The organism is Streptomyces sp. NPDC005533 (genome assembly GCF_042871845.1).
Lineage (GTDB): Bacteria > Actinomycetota > Actinomycetes > Streptomycetales > Streptomycetaceae > Streptomyces.
In genome coordinates, this window is record NZ_JBIAJH010000054.1 from 19372 (window position 1) to 35103 (window position 15732).

At 72.8% G+C, this 15732-nt stretch carries 17 protein-coding genes and 1 pseudogene; 13 read left to right on the forward strand and 5 right to left on the reverse strand.

Annotated elements, in window-relative coordinates:
- The first annotated feature begins 20 nt into the window (after positions 1–20).
- A complete protein-coding gene (locus ACFYP3_RS32965; protein ID WP_388840755.1) occupies positions 21–506 on the forward strand; it encodes a DUF456 domain-containing protein in 486 nt (161 codons plus the stop codon).
- A 152-nt stretch (positions 507–658) separates the two neighbouring features.
- Here the strand turns inward: ACFYP3_RS32965 and ACFYP3_RS32970 are convergent, their stop codons facing one another.
- From ACFYP3_RS32970 to rsgA, 3 genes are all read right to left on the reverse strand, one after another.
- Positions 659–997 (reverse strand): nuclear transport factor 2 family protein, encoded by a 339-nt coding sequence (locus ACFYP3_RS32970; protein WP_388840757.1) that lies wholly within the window; start codon positions 995–997, stop codon positions 659–661.
- Positions 998–1014: 17 nt separating this feature from the next.
- Positions 1015–1224, reverse strand: a complete 210-nt coding sequence (locus ACFYP3_RS32975; RefSeq protein WP_388840760.1) for a hypothetical protein — start codon at positions 1222–1224, stop codon at positions 1015–1017.
- Positions 1225–1365: 141 nt separating this feature from the next.
- Positions 1366–2514 carry a ribosome small subunit-dependent GTPase A gene (rsgA, locus tag ACFYP3_RS32980; protein ID WP_388840763.1) on the reverse strand — a complete coding sequence of 383 codons (1149 nt, stop codon included), beginning with the start codon at positions 2512–2514 and terminating at the stop codon, positions 1366–1368.
- A 785-nt stretch (positions 2515–3299) separates the two neighbouring features.
- Between rsgA and ACFYP3_RS32985 the strand changes: the two genes are divergently transcribed.
- Complete coding sequence (locus ACFYP3_RS32985) at positions 3300–3701, forward strand: VOC family protein (RefSeq protein WP_388840766.1); 402 nt, start codon at positions 3300–3302, stop codon at positions 3699–3701.
- On the opposite strand, the gene ACFYP3_RS32990 is transcribed toward ACFYP3_RS32985, so the two are convergent.
- The gene (locus tag ACFYP3_RS32990; protein ID WP_388840769.1) at positions 3632–4366 is read right to left on the reverse strand and encodes a helix-turn-helix domain-containing protein; all 735 of its coding nucleotides are present in this window, start codon (positions 4364–4366) and stop codon (positions 3632–3634) included. The two genes, ACFYP3_RS32985 and ACFYP3_RS32990, sit on opposite strands and share 70 nt — an antisense overlap.
- Before the next feature lie 44 nt (positions 4367–4410).
- The gene (locus ACFYP3_RS32995) at positions 4411–5535 is read right to left on the reverse strand and encodes a YihY/virulence factor BrkB family protein (RefSeq protein WP_362857424.1); all 1125 of its coding nucleotides are present in this window, start codon (positions 5533–5535) and stop codon (positions 4411–4413) included.
- Between the two features lie 17 nt (positions 5536–5552).
- Here ACFYP3_RS32995 and ACFYP3_RS33000 point away from each other — a divergent pair, with 17 nt between their 5' ends.
- From ACFYP3_RS33000 to ACFYP3_RS33050, 11 genes and pseudogenes are all read left to right on the forward strand, one after another.
- Positions 5553–7196: an acyl-CoA dehydrogenase family protein gene (locus tag ACFYP3_RS33000; RefSeq protein WP_388840772.1), complete on the forward strand. Its 1644-nt coding sequence runs from the start codon at positions 5553–5555 to the stop codon at positions 7194–7196.
- 358 nt (positions 7197–7554) lie between these two features.
- Positions 7555–8817 (forward strand): GAF domain-containing protein, encoded by a 1263-nt coding sequence (locus ACFYP3_RS33005; protein ID WP_388840798.1) that lies wholly within the window; start codon positions 7555–7557, stop codon positions 8815–8817.
- A 5-nt stretch (positions 8818–8822) separates the two neighbouring features.
- Positions 8823–9386, forward strand: a complete 564-nt coding sequence (locus ACFYP3_RS33010) for a GNAT family N-acetyltransferase (protein WP_388840775.1) — start codon at positions 8823–8825, stop codon at positions 9384–9386.
- A gap of 153 nt (positions 9387–9539) precedes the next feature.
- Positions 9540–9623, forward strand: coding sequence for a putative leader peptide (locus tag ACFYP3_RS33015; protein WP_312847410.1), 84 nt, complete (start codon positions 9540–9542; stop codon positions 9621–9623).
- Positions 9624–9846: 223 nt separating this feature from the next.
- Positions 9847–11547, forward strand: coding sequence for a nitrite/sulfite reductase (locus ACFYP3_RS33020; protein ID WP_388840777.1), 1701 nt, complete (start codon positions 9847–9849; stop codon positions 11545–11547).
- Positions 11544–11723, forward strand: coding sequence for a hypothetical protein (locus tag ACFYP3_RS33025; protein WP_078893063.1), 180 nt, complete (start codon positions 11544–11546; stop codon positions 11721–11723). The genes ACFYP3_RS33020 and ACFYP3_RS33025 overlap by 4 nt, the downstream gene beginning before the upstream one ends.
- Positions 11720–12433 carry a phosphoadenylyl-sulfate reductase gene (locus ACFYP3_RS33030; protein ID WP_388840780.1) on the forward strand — a complete coding sequence of 238 codons (714 nt, stop codon included), beginning with the start codon at positions 11720–11722 and terminating at the stop codon, positions 12431–12433. The genes ACFYP3_RS33025 and ACFYP3_RS33030 overlap by 4 nt, the downstream gene beginning before the upstream one ends.
- Before the next feature lie 38 nt (positions 12434–12471).
- Positions 12472–13017 (forward strand): adenylyl-sulfate kinase, encoded by a 546-nt coding sequence (gene cysC / locus ACFYP3_RS33035; protein ID WP_388840783.1) that lies wholly within the window; start codon positions 12472–12474, stop codon positions 13015–13017.
- Complete coding sequence (gene cysD / locus ACFYP3_RS33040) at positions 13014–13955, forward strand: sulfate adenylyltransferase subunit CysD (RefSeq protein WP_388840786.1); 942 nt, start codon at positions 13014–13016, stop codon at positions 13953–13955. Before cysC ends, cysD begins: the two co-directional genes overlap by 4 nt.
- 2 nt (positions 13956–13957) lie before the next feature.
- Positions 13958–15298: a sulfate adenylyltransferase subunit 1 gene (locus ACFYP3_RS33045; protein ID WP_388840789.1), complete on the forward strand. Its 1341-nt coding sequence runs from the start codon at positions 13958–13960 to the stop codon at positions 15296–15298.
- Positions 15299–15492: 194 nt separating this feature from the next.
- Positions 15493–15732, forward strand: a pseudogene (locus ACFYP3_RS33050) (sulfate ABC transporter substrate-binding protein); the annotation flags it as partial.

Below are 15732 nucleotides of genomic sequence, written 5' to 3' on the forward strand. Positions count from 1 at the left end.
TGGTCGGTCAGGCTGGGCAGATGGATCTGCCTCAGCTGCTCCTGGTGGGGCTGGTACTGCTGCTCGGGGTGCTGGGGGTGCTGGTCCCGGGCGTGCCGGGCACCTGGCTGGTGTGGGCGGGGCTGCTGTGGTGGGCGCTGCACGTGCGGTCGGCGCTGGCGTGGTCACTGCTCGTCTCGGCGACGGCCCTGCTGCTGGTGGTCCAGGTGGTGGAGTGGCAGCTGCCGCCGCGGCGGGTGCGCGGGCTGGGGGTCACCCCCCGGATGACGGTGTTCGCGGGGGCCGGCGCGGTACTGGGCTTCGTCCTGATCCCCGTACTGGGGGCGGTCCCGGGCTTCGTGGGCGGCATCTACCTCTGCGAGCGACGGCGCCTGGGCTCGCACGGCGAGGCGTGGGCATCGGTGCGGGCGGTGATGCGGGCGGTGGGAACGAGCGTGCTGGTGGAGCTGTTCGCGTGCCTGCTGGTGGTGGGGGCGTGGGTGGGCGCGGTGGTGGCGGAGGCGTAGCCGAGGCGGGGGCGCAGGACGTACGGACGTGAAGGGCGCCGAGGGCGCGGAACGCGCGAAGGCGCCGGGGAGAGCGTCGATCCCGCTCTCCCCGGCGCCCCGGGGCGGCCGCCTCGCCGTCAGGTCGCCGGCGGCCGCCGCCGGACCTGTCGTCAGACCACGAACCACACCTTCTCGATGCGGTCCGGTCCGACCTCGTACATCGCGACGGCCGATCGGGCCTCCCCGCCCATGAAGCCGGTGACGCGTTCCTGGTCGATCACGATCCGGCCGTGCGTGACGCGGGAGACGAGCTCCGCGTGCAGGTCGGGGCTCGACGCGAAGAGGGCGGCGTAGCGCTCCTCGAACGCCGGGCCCGAGCGGTCGGCCATCACCTCACCCGACGGGAAGGCGTGCACCGGCACGTCCTTCACGTAGAAGCCGAGAAATCCCTTCAGGTCGCGCGCGTTGTACGCGGCGAGCTGGCCGTCGACGATCTCCTCCGGGGACATCCGGCGAGTTCCTTTCCTCATCCCGCCGGCACCAGGGTGCGGCGGGAGCGTGTACGGATGACGAGCAGCGCGCCCGCCAGTGCGATGCCGCCGGCCACGTGCAGCATGTCGACCAGCAGCAGACCGGAGGGGACCTCCAGCAGCAGGCTGACGAACTGCTCACCGAGGCCGAACACCACACCCAGGTAGAAGATCATGCTCGCCCGGACCTGTCCGAGCCGGTCCACCGGGGGGACCTGGGCCCCGCCGGCGTTCGACGCGCGGGGTGCGGGGTGCGGGGTCGGCGTGCGAGGCGCGGGGTCGGGGTGCGGGGCGCAGCCCCGGGAGCCCCGCGGAACCCCCGGTGGGGCGCCGCGGGGCGGGGCGGGTCAGGAGCGGGCGCCGCGCTTGGCCGCGTAGTTGGCGCGGCCCTCCGCCGACTTCAGGCGCCAGTCGCGGCGGATCTCCGACCGAAGCCGCGCGTCCGTCTTGGCCACGATCCGCTGGTTCTCCCGCAGCAGCTTGCGGTAGCTGTCCAGCCGGCGCTCCGGCAGCTCTCCCGAGTCCAGCGCGGCCAGCACCGCGCACCCCGGCTCCGCCTCGTGGGCGCAGTCGTGGAAGCGGCAGTGCTCCGCGTACTCCTCGATCTCGGAGAAGACCTGGCCCACGCCGGTCTCGGCGTCCCAGAGCCCGACGCCGCGCAGCCCGGGCGTGTCGATGAGGACGCCGCCGCCCGGCAGGGCGAGCAGGTTGCGGGTCGTGGTGGTGTGGCGGCCCTTGCCGTCGACCTCGCGGGCCTCCTGGACCTCCATGACGTCCGCGCCGAGCAGCGCGTTGGCCAGGGTGGACTTGCCGGCGCCGGAGACGCCGAGCAGCACGCTGGTGCCGCCCGCGACGACGGCGGCGAGGACGTCCGTGCCCTCTCCGGTGACGGAGGACACGGTCAGGACCTGGACGCCCGGCGCGGTGGACTCGACGTCCTCGACCAGGTGGCCGAGCGTCACCGGGTCCGGGACGAGGTCCGCCTTGGTGAGGACGACCAGCGGCTGCGCCCCGGACTCCCAGGCCAGGGCCAGGAAACGCTCGATGCGCCCCAGGTCCAGTTCGACGGCGAGGGACACGGCGATGATGGCGTGGTCGACGTTGGCGGCGAGGATCTGCCCCTCGGACCGCTGCGAGGACGTGGACCGGACGAAGGCGGTCCGCCGCGGGAGGTACGCCTTCACGTAACGCGGGTTGCCGGCGGCCTCGACGGCGGCCCAGTCACCGGTGCAGATGACCCGCAGCGGGTCGTGCGGGGTGACGAAGGCGGTGTCGGCGCGGACGATGCCGTCCGCGGTCATGACGTCGCACTGACCGCGGTCGACGCGGACGACCCGGCCGGCCACGAGGCCCTGTTCGGCGTAGGGGGTGAACTCGGCCGCCCACGCGTCGTCCCAGCCGAAGGGGGCGAGGGCCTGCGCGAGCGAGGCCTGCGGGGAGGAGGTGGAGACGGAGGAGGCGGTGGAGGAGGAAGCGGGGTGGGACGAGAAAGACAAGGGGAACCCTTCACAGGGTGGCCCCGGCCGCGTGCGCTCGCTCGACGGCGGCGCGCGAAGAGGTGTGAGGTCAGCCGGAGACCACAGAAGTGACATTGATGGTCTTCTGAGTGCGGGCAGCGCCCTGCGCAACGACAGTCATCAACGAACTCACCTCCGGGTCATGCACGTTACTGAAATCCTCCACCGGCTCGGCGGGAACGGACCCACCGTAACAAGATCCCGCAGGGCAGGGCCACTCCTTTTCCCGTGGACTTTTCCGTGGAAGCGGGTGGCCGCGGGCACGGTGAGGGCGAGGCGGCCGGAGCCGACCCGGGCGCTCACCTGGTCCGGCGGGGTGACGAAGACCGCTTCCGCCCGGCCCGAGCCGACGGGTGCCCGGGGGACGGACCGCCGGGACGGAACGAGAGCCGCACCCATGGCACTTGTCGCCCCCCAGGCCCGCGCCTGGCGCACCCCCCGGCCGGCCATCGTGTTCACCTGTGCGGGGGCGGCGCTCCTCTCGTGGGTGCTGGTGCCGGCGAAGACGACGCCGCAGACGACCGAGGTGTCGAACCGGGCCACGGCGTGGATCGGCCGGGACCGGCGGACAGGGCGTGGCGTTGTTGCCGGCGGCGGGCGCGGAGCTGCCGTTGGCGCTGGCGTGCGCGAGGGTGGCCGCCCGCTGCAACGGCTGAGGCCGACGGACCTCCCGGCCCCCCGGCCCCGGGGCCCCCGGCGCCCCGCGTGCGCCGGTGTCCGTTTCGTTCAAGACGCGCGCCACGCGGCCCGCCTAGCCTGCCGTCATGACTCCACGACTCGACATGATCGGCCTGGTCGTCTCCGACATGGCCGCCTCGCTCGCCTTCTACCGCCGCCTCGGGCTGGACGTCCCGGCGGAGGCGGACGGTCTGCCGCACGTGGAGGCCGCGCTGCCCGGCGGGCTGCGGATCGGCTGGGACACCGAGGAGACCGTCCGCTCCTTCGACCCGTCCTGGACCCGCCCCACCGGCGACGGCCGCCGGGACCTGGCCTTCCTGTGCGACTCCCCCGCCGAGGTGGACTCCCTCTACGCGGAGCTGACCGCGGCCGGGCACCCGGGCCATCTGAAGCCCTGGGACGCCTTCTGGGGGCAGCGCTACGCCGTCGTGCTCGACCCGGACGGCTGCGCCGTCTCCCTCTTCGCCCCGTCGGAGCCCGCCGCGTAGGCGGTCAGCGTGGTCCCGGCCAGCGCGCGCACCTCGCGGGCGAGGTGCGCCTGGTCGGCGTACCCGGCGGCGCAGGCCACGTCGGCGTACGACATGCCCGCGTCGGCCAGCGCCAGGGCGCGGCGCAGCCGCAGGATCCGGCCGAGCGTCCGCGGCCCGTACCCGAAGGCGTCCAGGGAGCGCCGCCGCAGCTGCCGCTCCCCGAGGCCGACGGCCGCGGCGATCGCGGCGACCGCCTCTCCCGCCCGGAGCCGGGCGGCGACCTCCGCGGCCAGCGGGTCGGGCAGCCCGGCCCCGGCCGCCCGGCGCGCGGTCAGCGCCTCCAGTCCGGCGCGCGGATCGCCGTACGCCGCCACGCGCCCCGTGAGGCGCCGTACCTCCCGCGCCGGCCACAGCTCGGCGAGCTCGACGCGGCGGTCCCGCAGCGCGTGGGCCGGTACGCCGAGCAGTGCGGGCGCGGTGCCGGGCGGCAGCCGTATCCCGGCGAAGGCGCCGCCGGGGACCTCCGCGGCGGGGTGCGGACCGGTGTCGGGCCCGGCGACCAGCAGCCGCCCGTCGGCCCACAGCAGGTCCATGCACCCGTCGGGCAGCACCATCCGGCCGGTGCCCCGGGCCCGCCACAGCACGGCTCCGGGTACGGCCGCCGACGGCGCTTCCTCGTACATCCCTCCAGCGTAGGGCGAGGATCCACGGCCCTCCCGGGTGTCGGTCAGTGTTTGCGCAGCCGCGAGGAGTAGTCCTCCGGCGGCAGGAACTTCGACCACCGCTCCGGGAACTCGGACGGCATGCCGCCGTCCTCGTCGTCCTCCGACTCGCCCTCGGCCAGGGCCCGCCAGGCCGCGGCCCGCGCGATCAGCTGCGCGGCCTCCAGCTCCCGGGCCCGCTCGTTGGCCTCGCGCGCCGCCGCCGTGGCCACGGACGGCCAGACGCGGTCGATGGCGGCGTTGACGGCCGCGCCGACCAGCACCGCGAAGGCCGAGATGCCGATCCACAGCAGGACGGCCACCGGCGCCGCCAGCGATCCGTAGATCGTCGGCCCCTCCACGGTGTTGGTGAGGTAGATGCGCAGCAGGAACGAGCCCAGGACCCACATGGCGAGGGCCACCAGCGCACCCGGCACGTCCTCGATCCACGGCGAACGCACCGGTACGGAGACGTGGTAGAGCGTCGTCAGGAAGACGATGGACAGCAGGGTGACGGTCGGCCAGTACAGCACCGCGATCACGCTGGTGCCCCAGGGGACCAGCTCGATCACGGCGTCCGGCCCCACCACCATCAGGGGCAGCACGATCGCGCCGATCACCAGCGCGATGACGTAGAGCACGAAGGCCAGCAGCCGGGTCTTGACGATGCCGCGCTGCCCGTCGAGCCCGTACATCACGGTGATGGTGTCGATGAAGACGTTCACCGCGCGGGAGCCCGACCACAGGGCGAAGGCGAAGCCGAGCGAGATCAGGTCGGGGCGTCCGCGTCCCGTCACGTCGTCGAGCATCGGTTTGGCGATGTCGTTGACGCCGCGGTCGGACAGCACCGTGCCGACCGCGCCCAGGATGTTCTCCTCGATGCTGGCCACCGTCGTCTTGCCGGTCCAGCCGTCCACGTAGCCGAGCAGGCCCAGCAGGCCGAGGAACAGCGGGGGCAGCGAGAGCAGCGTGAAGAACGCCGCCTCGGCCGCCAGACCGAGGATGCGGTACTCGATGCACGAGTTGACGGTGTCCTTCAGCAACAGCCAGCCCATCTTCCGCTTCGAGACGTTGCGGTAGAGGGCGCGGGCCCGGTGGAGCCGCCCTGGGGGTCCCGGGATCCGCTCGGGTGTTTCTTTTGCTGGCTGCACGTCCTTACGGTATCCGCATGGCAGCCACCACCCACACAGTCAGCAACCAGGCCCCGCCTCTGGTGGGCTACGACGTCTACGGCGGCGATCGGGCCCTCACCGAGGGCGTCGAACGTCACCTCGCGGCCGCGGAGCCCGAACTCCTCGGTGAGGTACGGGAGGAGCTCACCGCCCTCGGGCGGGCGGCAGGATCCGCGCAGGCCCAGGAATGGGGTGTGCAGGCGAACGAGAACCCGCCGAAACTGCGGACGCACGACCGGTACGGGAACCGGATCGACGAGGTGGAGTTCCACCCGGCCTGGCACCGGCTGCTCGGGCACGCCGTGACCTCCGGGCTCACGGACGCCTGGGGGCGTCCGGCCGGGCATCTGCGCCGGGCCGCCGGGTTCTTCCTGTGGTCGCAGGCCGAGGCGGGGCACGGCTGCCCGGTCTCGATGACGCACGCCGCCGTGCCGGCGCTGCGGGCCGATCCGGAGCTCGCCGCCGCGTGGGAGCCGCGGCTGACCTCGCACGTGTACGAGGAGGGTCTGCGGCCGGCCGCGCAGAAGGCCGGCGTGCTGTTCGGCATGGGGATGACGGAGAAGCAGGGCGGCAGCGACGTACGGGCCAACACGACGGCCGCGACGCCGCTGGGCACGTCGGGCGAGTACCTGCTGACCGGGCACAAGTGGTTCTGTTCGGCGCCGATGTGCGACGGCTTCCTGGTGCTGGCGCAGGCGCCGGGCGGGCTGACGTGCTTCCTGGTGCCGCGGGTGCTGCCGGACGGCACGCGCAACGTCTTCGCGATCCAGCGGCTGAAGGACAAGCTGGGCAACAAGTCGAACGCGTCGAGCGAGGTGGAGTTCGACGGGACCTGGGCGCAGCGGGTGGGCGAGGAGGGCCGGGGGGTGCGGACGATCATCGAGATGGTCGCGGCGACCCGGCTGGACTGCGTGATCGGCTCGGCCTCGCTGATGCGGCAGGCGCTGACGCAGGCCGTACACCATGCGGAGCACCGCTCCGCTTTCGGAGCACCGCTCATCGACCAGCCGCTGATGCGCAACGTGCTCGCCGACCTGGCCCTGGAGTCGGAGGCGGCCACCACGCTGACCCTGCGCCTGGCGGCCGCCTACGACGCCGGGACCGAGCAGGAGAAGGCCTTCCTGCGCCTCGCCGTGCCCGCCGCCAAGTACTGGGTGACCAAGCGCTGTACGCCGATGGTCGCGGAAGCCCTGGAATGTCTGGGGGGCAACGGCTACGTCGAGGAGTCCGGGCTGCCGAGACTGCTGCGCGAATCCCCGCTGAACTCCATCTGGGAGGGCTCGGGCAACGTACAGGCGCTGGACGTACTGCGCGCCCTCCAGCGCGAGCCCCAGGCGCTGAACGCCTTCCTCCAGGAGGTCGGCCTGGCCCGGGGCGCCGACCACCGACTGGATTCGGCCATCAAGGACCTGCTGACGGAGCTCGCGGACCTGGAGGGCATCGAGGCGCGGGCCCGCCGCGTGGTGGAGCGCATGGCGCTGGTCCTGCAGGGATCGCTGCTGGTGCGCTGGGCTCCGCCGGAGGTCGCGGACGCGTTCTGCGCCTCCCGGCTGGGCGGCGACTGGGGCACGGCGTTCGGCACGCTGCCGCACAGCCTCGACCTCGGCGCCGTGGTGGAACGGGCGCGGATCGCGGGCTAGGGAGGAGCCCCCGTCGGGCTCCCCCGCGGTCCCCAAACCGCTCCGAGCCCGGATCCGGGCCCGTCGACCGGTACAGAGGTGGCGCCGCGCCGACTCGGCACCACCTCTGATCCGAAGCCCCGAGGAGGAGCTGTCACGCCGCTCGGCGGCGTCCGGACAGTTTCGGTCGGGTGACCGGGACTTGGCGAGGGTTGCGTACCGTTGCAACCTGTGAGTCGGCAGCCGTCCGCCGGGGTGCCGGGGATGCGGAACCCGCACACCCGCCCGGTCGGCTCACGTCGTACATCCTGTTCGCACGGGGGAGGTTCCGGTGGCCGACACCACAGGCGGCACGGTCGATGTGGCACGCATCTCGGCCATGGACGCGCGGGCGGCGGCGCGTCTGCTCAAGGGGGTGCGGGCGGCCGCGCTGGCCGGGGACCGGCCGCCGGCCGCGCCGCGACCGGAGATCGCGGAGTCCTGGCGGCGGATGCTGGCCGGCGGGGTGCACCCCGACCGGGACGCGCGCTCGCGGATGCTGTCGGCCGCCGAGACCGAGGAGCGGCGGCACGGGTCGCCGCTGCGGGAGGTGCTGCCCGTGCTGCGGGAGGGGCTGCTGCCCGCGCTGGACGAGGCCCTGCACATCATGGTCGTCGCCGACGCGGACGGCCGGCTGCTGTGGCGGGAGGGCCACTCCTCCATCCTGCGCAAGGCGGACCGGCTCGGCTTCTCGGTCGGCGCCGACTGGGACGAGGCCGTGGTCGGCACCAACGGGGTGGGCACCGCGCTCGTGGCCCGCCGGCCGGTGCAGGTGTTCTCGGCGGAGCACTTCGTCTCCAGCCACCACGACTGGACCTGCGCGGGGGCGCCCGTACGCGACCCGCGCGACGGGCGGCTGCTGGGCGTGGTCGACGTCAGCGGCCCGCTGGCCACGATGCACCCGGCGACGCTGGCGTGGGTGACCTCGGTGGCCCGGCTCGCGGAGCGGGAGCTGCGGATCCGGCACCTGGAGTCGCTGGAGCGGCTGCGGACGGTGGCGACGCCGCTGCTGGCCCGGCTGCCGGGGCGGGCGCTGGCCGTGGACCCGGACGGCTGGCCGGCGGCGGTGACGGGGCTGGCCCTCACGGACCGGATCCCGCTCCCGAAGGCGTTCGGCCCGGGTCGGGTGTGGGTGCCGCGGCTCGGCGACTGCGTGGTGGAGCCCCTGCCCGGCGGCTGGCTGCTGCGGGTCGCGCCGGAGCGTACGAGCGCGGCGGCGACGCGGATCGTCGTGGACCTCAGCCGGGCGGGATCCTGGTCGGCGACGGTGTACGGGTCCTCCGGGAGCTGGTCGCAGGAGCTGAGCCCGCGCCACGCGGAGCTGCTGTTCCTGCTGGCGGACAGCCCGCGGGGGCGCTCGGCGGCCGAGCTGGCCGCGGAACTGTTCGGGGACCCGACGCGCACGGTGACGGTCCGCGCGGAGCTGTCGCGCGTACGCCGCCACCTCGCGGGCGTGCTGACCCACCGGCCGTACCGCTTCGCTCAGGACGTGGAGGTGGAGCTGATCCGCCCCGAGGACCCGGCCGCGCTGCTCCCGCACTCCACCGCCCCCGCGGTGATCAGGGCCCGCCTGGGGAGCGGGGGGCCCGGCGTGGTTCCCTGAGGGGCATGAGCACCATCACCCTCACCACCTGGTCCCTGGAAATGACCTCCCCCTCGGATCTCGTCCCGGCGGCCGTACCGGGCCCCGAGATCACGATCTCGCGGGCGGAGGTCCCCTCCCCGGAGTTCAGCCGCTTCCTCTACGCGTCGGTGGGCGGTGACATCCACTGGACGGACCGGCTGTCCCTGACCCGTGCGCAGTGGGTGGAGCAGCTGGCCCGGCCGGGGGTGGAGACGTGGGTGGCGTACGACCGCGGCACGCCGGCGGGGTACGTGGAGCTCGACCCGCAGGACGACGGTGTGGTGGAGATCATGTACTTCGGTCTCCTCCCGGACTTCCGCGGCCGCCGCATCGGCGGGCACCTGCTGTCGGTGGGCACCGCCCGGGCGTGGTCCCTCGCGGAGCGCTGGCCGGACCGCGAGCCGACCCGGCGCGTCTGGGTGCACACGTGCAGCCAGGACGGCCCGCACGCGATGGACAACTACCTGAAGCGCGGCTTCACGCTCTTCAAGACGGAAACGGAACCGAAGGAAGAGTCCGCGACCCCGGGCCCCTGGCCCGGCGCCTGACCCCGCACGGGCGGGAGCGGAGCCCCGGCTCCGGGCCGTGCCGAAGGGGCGGACGGGGTGACCCCCGTCACGTCATCCCACGATGCGGGACGAGTTCGTCCGAATCGTGGACAGTAGTGGACTCCTCCAAGAGGCACATGACACGCTTCCGTCATGAATGGAGCTGGAATTGCCTTGGTGAGTCGGCGGCACGTCGACCTCGGCCGCATGTCCAGCGCCATCTGTCCGGCGCGCTGACGGAACCAGCCACGCCGCACATCGTCGCCGTCCCCGCCGCCGCGGACGCGCCGATCACCCGCTAGCCCCCTGAGGCCGATGTCCCGCCCTGCCCGCCGGCAACCCCGGCAACGGCGCGGGAATCGGCCACACCCGCTCAGCGTCGCAGACCTGACAGGGGCCGCTGCCGCCGATCCGCCTCCCCCTGCCCTTGCCCTGAGCCGCCGAAGAAGGACGTACCGCCATGGCCGCCACCCCCGAAACGCCCGCAGCCGCAGCCGCCGCGCGCCGCAAGACCGGCCGTCACCGCGGTGAGGGCCAGTGGGCCGTCGGACACCACACGCCCCTCAACGGCAACGAGCAGTTCAAGAAGGACGACGACGGTCTCAACGTGCGGACACGCATTGAGACGATCTACTCCAAGCGCGGCTTCGACTCGATCGACCCCAACGACCTGCGCGGCCGCATGCGCTGGTGGGGCCTCTACACCCAGCGCAAGCCCGGGATCGACGGCGGCAAGACCGCGATCCTGGAGCCGGAGGAGCTGGACGACGAGTTCTTCATGCTGCGCGTCCGCATCGACGGCGGCCGGCTGACCACCGAGCAGCTGCGCGTCATCGGCGAGATCTCCGAGGAGTTCGCGCGCGGCACCGCCGACCTCACCGACCGCCAGAACGTGCAGTACCACTGGATCCGGATCGAGGACGTCCCGGAGATCTGGCGCCGCCTGGAGGCCGTCGGCCTGTCCACCACCGAGGCCTGCGGTGACACGCCCCGCGTCATCCTCGGCTCGCCCGTCGCCGGCATCGCCCTGGACGAGATCATCGACGGCACGCCCGCCATCGACGAGATCTACCGCCGCATCGTGGGCAACCCGGACTTCTCCAACCTGCCCCGCAAGTTCAAGTCCGCGGTCTCCGGCTCGCCGCTGCTCGACGTGGCGCACGAGATCAACGACATCGCCTTCGTCGGCGTGAACCACCCCGAGCACGGTCCGGGCTTCGACGTCTGGGTCGGCGGCGGCCTCTCCACCAACCCCAAGCTGGGCGTGCGCCTGGGCACCTGGGTCTCGCTCGACGAGGTCCCGGACGTCTACGAGGGCGTCATCTCGATCTTCCGCGACTACGGCTACCGCCGGCTGCGCACCCGCGCCCGCCTGAAGTTCCTCGTCGCCGACTGGGGCCCGGCCAAGTTCCGCCAGGTCCTGGAGGACGAGTACCTGAAGCGCAAGCTGACCGACGGCCCCGCCCCCGAGCAGCCGACCGGCCAGTGGCGCGACCACGTGGGCGTCCACCGGCAGCAGGACGGCAAGTTCTACGTCGGCTTCGCGCCCCGGGTCGGCCGTGTGGACGGCGCCACCCTGACCAAGATCGCGGACGTCGCCGAGCAGCACGGCTCCGGCCGGCTGCGCACCACCGCCGAGCAGAAGATGATCGTGCTCGACATCGAGGCCGACCAGGTCGACTCGGTGGTCGAGGCGCTGGAGTCGCTGGACCTGCGGGTCAAGCCGTCCCCGTTCCGCCGCGGCACGATGGCCTGCACCGGCATCGAGTTCTGCAAGCTGGCCATCGTCGAGACCAAGGCGCGCGGCGCCTCGCTGATCGACGAACTGGAGCGCCGCCTGCCGGACTTCGCCGAGCCGCTCACCATCAACATCAACGGCTGCCCGAACGCCTGCGCCCGTATCCAGGTGGCGGACATCGGTCTCAAGGGCCAGCTGGTGCTGGACGACGACGGCAACCAGGTGGAGGGCTACCAGGTCCACCTGGGCGGCGCCCTCGGCCTGGAGGCCGGCTTCGGCCGCAAGGTCCGCGGCCTCAAGGTCACCTCGGCCGGTCTGCCCGACTACGTCGAGCGGGTCGTCAAGCAGTACGAGGAGCAGCGCGAGGACGGCGAGCGCTTCGCGGCGTGGGTCGCCCGCGCGGACGAGAAGAGCCTCTCGTGAGCGAGCGCGCCGCACCGTTCTACTGCCCGTACTGCGGCGACGAGGACCTGTTCCCCCACGAGACGGGCCACGGCGCGTGGGAATGCAGGGCCTGCAACCGAGCCTTCCAGCTGAAGTACCTCGGGCTGCTGTCCCGCGGTATCCGGTCCGAATCAGCTGGAGGGGACGAGACATGACCACCACTCAAGACGCGAGTCCCGAGGACGGGGATCTCAAGGCACTGGCCGAGCAGGCGGGCCGGGACCTGGAGGACGCCTCCGCGCTGGACATCCTGCGCTGGGCGGCCGAGACCTTCGGCGCTCAGTTCGCCGTGACCTCCTCCATGGAGGACGCGGTCGTCGCCCACCTGGCCTCGCGCGTCCTCCCCGGCGTGGACGTGGTCTTCCTCGACACGGGCTACCACTTCGAGGAGACCATCGGCACCCGTGACGCGGTCGACGCCGTGATGGACGTCAACGTCATCACGCTCACCCCGCGTCAGACGGTGGCCGAGCAGGACGCGCAGTACGGCCCGAAGCTGCACGACCGCGACCCCGACCTGTGCTGCGCGCTGCGCAAGGTCAAGCCGCTGGAAGAGGGCCTGACCGCGTACCGGGCGTGGGCGACGGGGCTGCGCCGCGACGAGTCCCCCACCCGGGCGAACACCCCGGTCGTCGGCTGGGACGAGAAGCGGCAGAAGGTCAAGGTCTCGCCGATCGCCCGCTGGACCCAGGACGACGTGGACGCGTACGTCGCCGAGCACGGCGTGCTCACCAACCCGCTGCTGACGGACGGTTACGCCTCCGTCGGCTGCGCCCCCTGCACCCGCCGCGTGGCGGAGGGCGAGGACGCGCGGGCCGGCCGGTGGGCCGGGCTGGGCAAGACCGAGTGCGGGCTGCACGGCTGATGACGACCGAACGTACGGAACTTACGGAGACGAAGCAGATGAGCGTGAGCGACCAGGGCGCCACCGTGTGGCTGACCGGGCTGCCGAGCGCGGGCAAGACCACCATCGCCTACGCGCTGGCCGAGCGGCTGCGCGCCGAGGGCCACCGCGTGGAGGTCCTCGACGGTGACGAGATCCGCGAGTTCCTCTCGGCCGGACTCGGCTTCAGCCGCGAGGACCGGCACACCAACGTGCAGCGGATCGGTTTCGTCGCCGAACTCCTCGCGTCCAACGGCGTGAAGGCACTCGTCCCGGTGATCGCGCCGTTCGCGGACAGCCGTGAGGCCGTCCGCAAGCGGCACGGCGCCGAGGGCACCTCGTACCTGGAGGTCCACGTGGCCACCCCGGTCGAGGTCTGCTCCGAGCGTGACGTCAAGGGCCTGTACGCCAAGCAGGCGGCGGGCGAGATCTCCGGTCTGACCGGGGTCGACGACCCGTACGAGGCGCCGGAGTCCCCGGACCTCCGTATCGAGTCGCACACGCAGACCGTGCAGGAGTCGGCCTCGGCCCTGCACGCGCTGCTCACCGAGAGGGGTCTGGCATGACCACGGCCGCACACCCGCACACCGATTCCGGCTCCGACGCCCCGTACGCGCTGTCGCACCTCGACGCGCTGGAGTCCGAGGCGGTGCACATCTTCCGCGAGGTGGCGGGCGAGTTCGAGAAGCCGGTGATCCTGTTCTCCGGCGGCAAGGACTCCATCGTCATGCTGCACCTGGCGCTGAAGGCGTTCGCGCCGGCGCCGGTCCCCTTCACGCTGCTGCACGTCGACACGGGCCACAACTTCCCCGAGGTGCTGGAGTACCGCGACCGCACGGTCGAGAAGCACGGCCTGCGCCTGCACGTGGCGTCCGTCCAGGACTACATCGACGCGGGCAAGCTGCGCGAGCGCCCGGACGGCACCCGCAACCCGCTGCAGACCGTCCCGCTGACCGAGGCCATCCAGAGCCTCAAGTTCGACGCCGTCTTCGGCGGCGGCCGCCGCGACGAGGAGAAGGCCCGCGCCAAGGAGCGGGTGTTCAGCCTGCGCGACGAGTTCTCCCAGTGGGACCCGCGCCGCCAGCGCCCCGAGCTGTGGCAGCTCTACAACGGCCGCCACGCGCCCGGTGAGCACGTGCGCGTCTTCCCGCTCTCCAACTGGACCGAGCTGGACGTCTGGCAGTACATCGCCCGCGAGGGAATCGAGCTGCCGGAGATCTACTTCGCCCACGAGCGCGAGGTGTTCCTGCGCAACGGCATGTGGCTGACGGCCGGCGAGTGGGGCGGCGCCAAGGAGGGCGAGGTCCCCGAGACCCGTCTGATCCGCTACCGCACCGTGGGTGACATGTCCTGCACCGGCGCCGTGGACTCCGACGCCACCACGCTGGACGCCGTGATCGCCGAGATCGCCGTCTCCCGCCTCACCGAGCGGGGCGCGACCCGCGCCGACGACAAGATGTCCGAGGCCGCGATGGAAGACCGCAAGCGCGAAGGGTACTTCTAGAAATGACCTCCACCACCGAGCAGTTCGCCGATCTGTCGGCGACCACGCTGCTGCGCTTCGCGACCGCCGGTTCCGTCGACGACGGCAAGTCCACCCTGGTCGGCCGGCTGCTGCACGACTCCAAGTCGGTCCTGACCGACCAGATGGAGGCCGTCGAGGCCGTCTCCGCCCAGCGCGGCCAGGAGGCGCCCGACCTCGCGCTGCTCACCGACGGCCTGCGGGCCGAGCGGGAGCAGGGCATCACCATCGACGTCGCGTACCGCTACTTCGCCACCGCGCGCCGCCGGTTCATCCTGGCGGACACCCCGGGGCACGTGCAGTACACCCGGAACATGGTCACCGGCGCCTCCACCGCCGACCTGGCCGTGGTCCTCGTCGACGCCCGCAACGGCGTGATCGAGCAGACCCGCCGGCACGCGGCCGTGGCCGCGCTGCTGCGCGTCCCGCACGTGGTCCTGGCCGTCAACAAGATGGACCTGGTGGGCTACGAGGAGTCGGTCTTCGCCTCGATCGCCGAGGAGTTCACCGCGTACGCCTCGGACCTGGGCGTCCCGGAGATCACCGCGATCCCGATCTCGGCCCTGGCCGGCGACAACGTCGTGGAGCCCTCGGCCAACATGGACTGGTACGGCGGCCCGACGGTGCTGGAGCACCTGGAGTCCGTTCCGGTCAGCCACGACCTCACCGCCTGCCCGGCCCGTTTCCCGGTGCAGTACGTGATCCGCCCGCAGTCCGCGGAGCACCCCGACTACCGCGGCTACGCGGGCCAGATCGCCTCCGGCGTGCTGCGCGTCGGCGAGGCCGTGACCGTCCTGCCCTCGGGCCGTACGAGCACGGTCGTGGGCATCGACGCGCTCGGCGAGAGCGTCGACATCGCCTGGGCCCCGCAGTCGGTGACGCTGCGCCTGGCGGACGACATCGACATCTCGCGCGGCGACCTGATCGCGCCGTCCGCGAACGCCCCGGCCACCACGCAGGACGTCGAGGCGACGGTCTGCCACGTGGCCGACCAGCCCCTGGCCGTCGGCGCCCGGGTGCTGATCAAGCACACGACGCGCACGGTCAAGGCGATCGTCAAGGAGATCCCCTCGCGGCTGACCCTGGACGACCTGTCCCAGCACCCGAACCCCGGGCAGCTCGTGGCCAACGACATCGGCCGCGTGGTCGTCCGTACCGCCGAGCCGCTCGCGCTCGACGCGTACGCCGACTCGCGCCGCACCGGGTCCTTCCTGCTGATCGACCCGGCCGACGGAACCACCCTGGCGGCGGGCATGGCCGGCGAGTCCTTCGCCTCCAAGGCCGAGACCACCGTGCAGGCGGACGAGGAAGGGTGGGACTTCTAGATCATGCCCGCCGACATCTACTCCACCTTCGCCAAGGAGGGCGGCCGTGTAGGCAGCGGCCAGGGAGGCGTGGCGCGATGTGCGCGATGACGTACGCGCACCGCACGCGCGCCCCCCACGAGCCGTACCCGCCCCCGCTCCACAGACGAAGACGTGCGTCATGAGATGACCGCGTCACGAGAGGAAGTCCTCCCGTGCCTGCCACCACCCGTAGCACGCGTACCACCCGCACCACCCTGCGCCGCGGTGTCGTCGCCGCCGCCGCGCTGCCGCTCCTGATCGGCGCGCTCGCCTCGTGCGGTTACGGCTCCGAGGCCAAGAACGACGAGGGCGGCCAGGCCGCGAACGCCGCCGCCACGGACGGCGCGAAGCTGTCGGCCTCCGAGGTGCGGATCGGCTACTTCCCCAACCTGACGCACGCCACCGCGCTGGTC

Coding starts and splice junctions, on each gene's coding strand:
- ACFYP3_RS32965 (WP_388840755.1), top strand. CDS start 21: ATGGATCTGCCTCAGCTGCTCCTGGTGGGGCTGGTACTGCTGCTCGGG.
- ACFYP3_RS32970 (WP_388840757.1), bottom strand. CDS start 997: ATGTCCCCGGAGGAGATCGTCGACGGCCAGCTCGCCGCGTACAACGCG.
- ACFYP3_RS32985 (WP_388840766.1), top strand. CDS start 3,300: ATGACTCCACGACTCGACATGATCGGCCTGGTCGTCTCCGACATGGCC.
- ACFYP3_RS32990 (WP_388840769.1), bottom strand. CDS start 4,366: ATGTACGAGGAAGCGCCGTCGGCGGCCGTACCCGGAGCCGTGCTGTGG.
- ACFYP3_RS33000 (WP_388840772.1), top strand. CDS start 5,553: ATGGCAGCCACCACCCACACAGTCAGCAACCAGGCCCCGCCTCTGGTG.
- ACFYP3_RS33005 (WP_388840798.1), top strand. CDS start 7,555: ATGGACGCGCGGGCGGCGGCGCGTCTGCTCAAGGGGGTGCGGGCGGCC.
- ACFYP3_RS33010 (WP_388840775.1), top strand. CDS start 8,823: ATGAGCACCATCACCCTCACCACCTGGTCCCTGGAAATGACCTCCCCC.
- ACFYP3_RS33015 (WP_312847410.1), top strand. CDS start 9,540: ATGAATGGAGCTGGAATTGCCTTGGTGAGTCGGCGGCACGTCGACCTC.
- ACFYP3_RS33020 (WP_388840777.1), top strand. CDS start 9,847: ATGGCCGCCACCCCCGAAACGCCCGCAGCCGCAGCCGCCGCGCGCCGC.
- ACFYP3_RS33030 (WP_388840780.1), top strand. CDS start 11,720: ATGACCACCACTCAAGACGCGAGTCCCGAGGACGGGGATCTCAAGGCA.
- cysC (WP_388840783.1), top strand. CDS start 12,472: ATGAGCGTGAGCGACCAGGGCGCCACCGTGTGGCTGACCGGGCTGCCG.
- cysD (WP_388840786.1), top strand. CDS start 13,014: ATGACCACGGCCGCACACCCGCACACCGATTCCGGCTCCGACGCCCCG.
- ACFYP3_RS33045 (WP_388840789.1), top strand. CDS start 13,958: ATGACCTCCACCACCGAGCAGTTCGCCGATCTGTCGGCGACCACGCTG.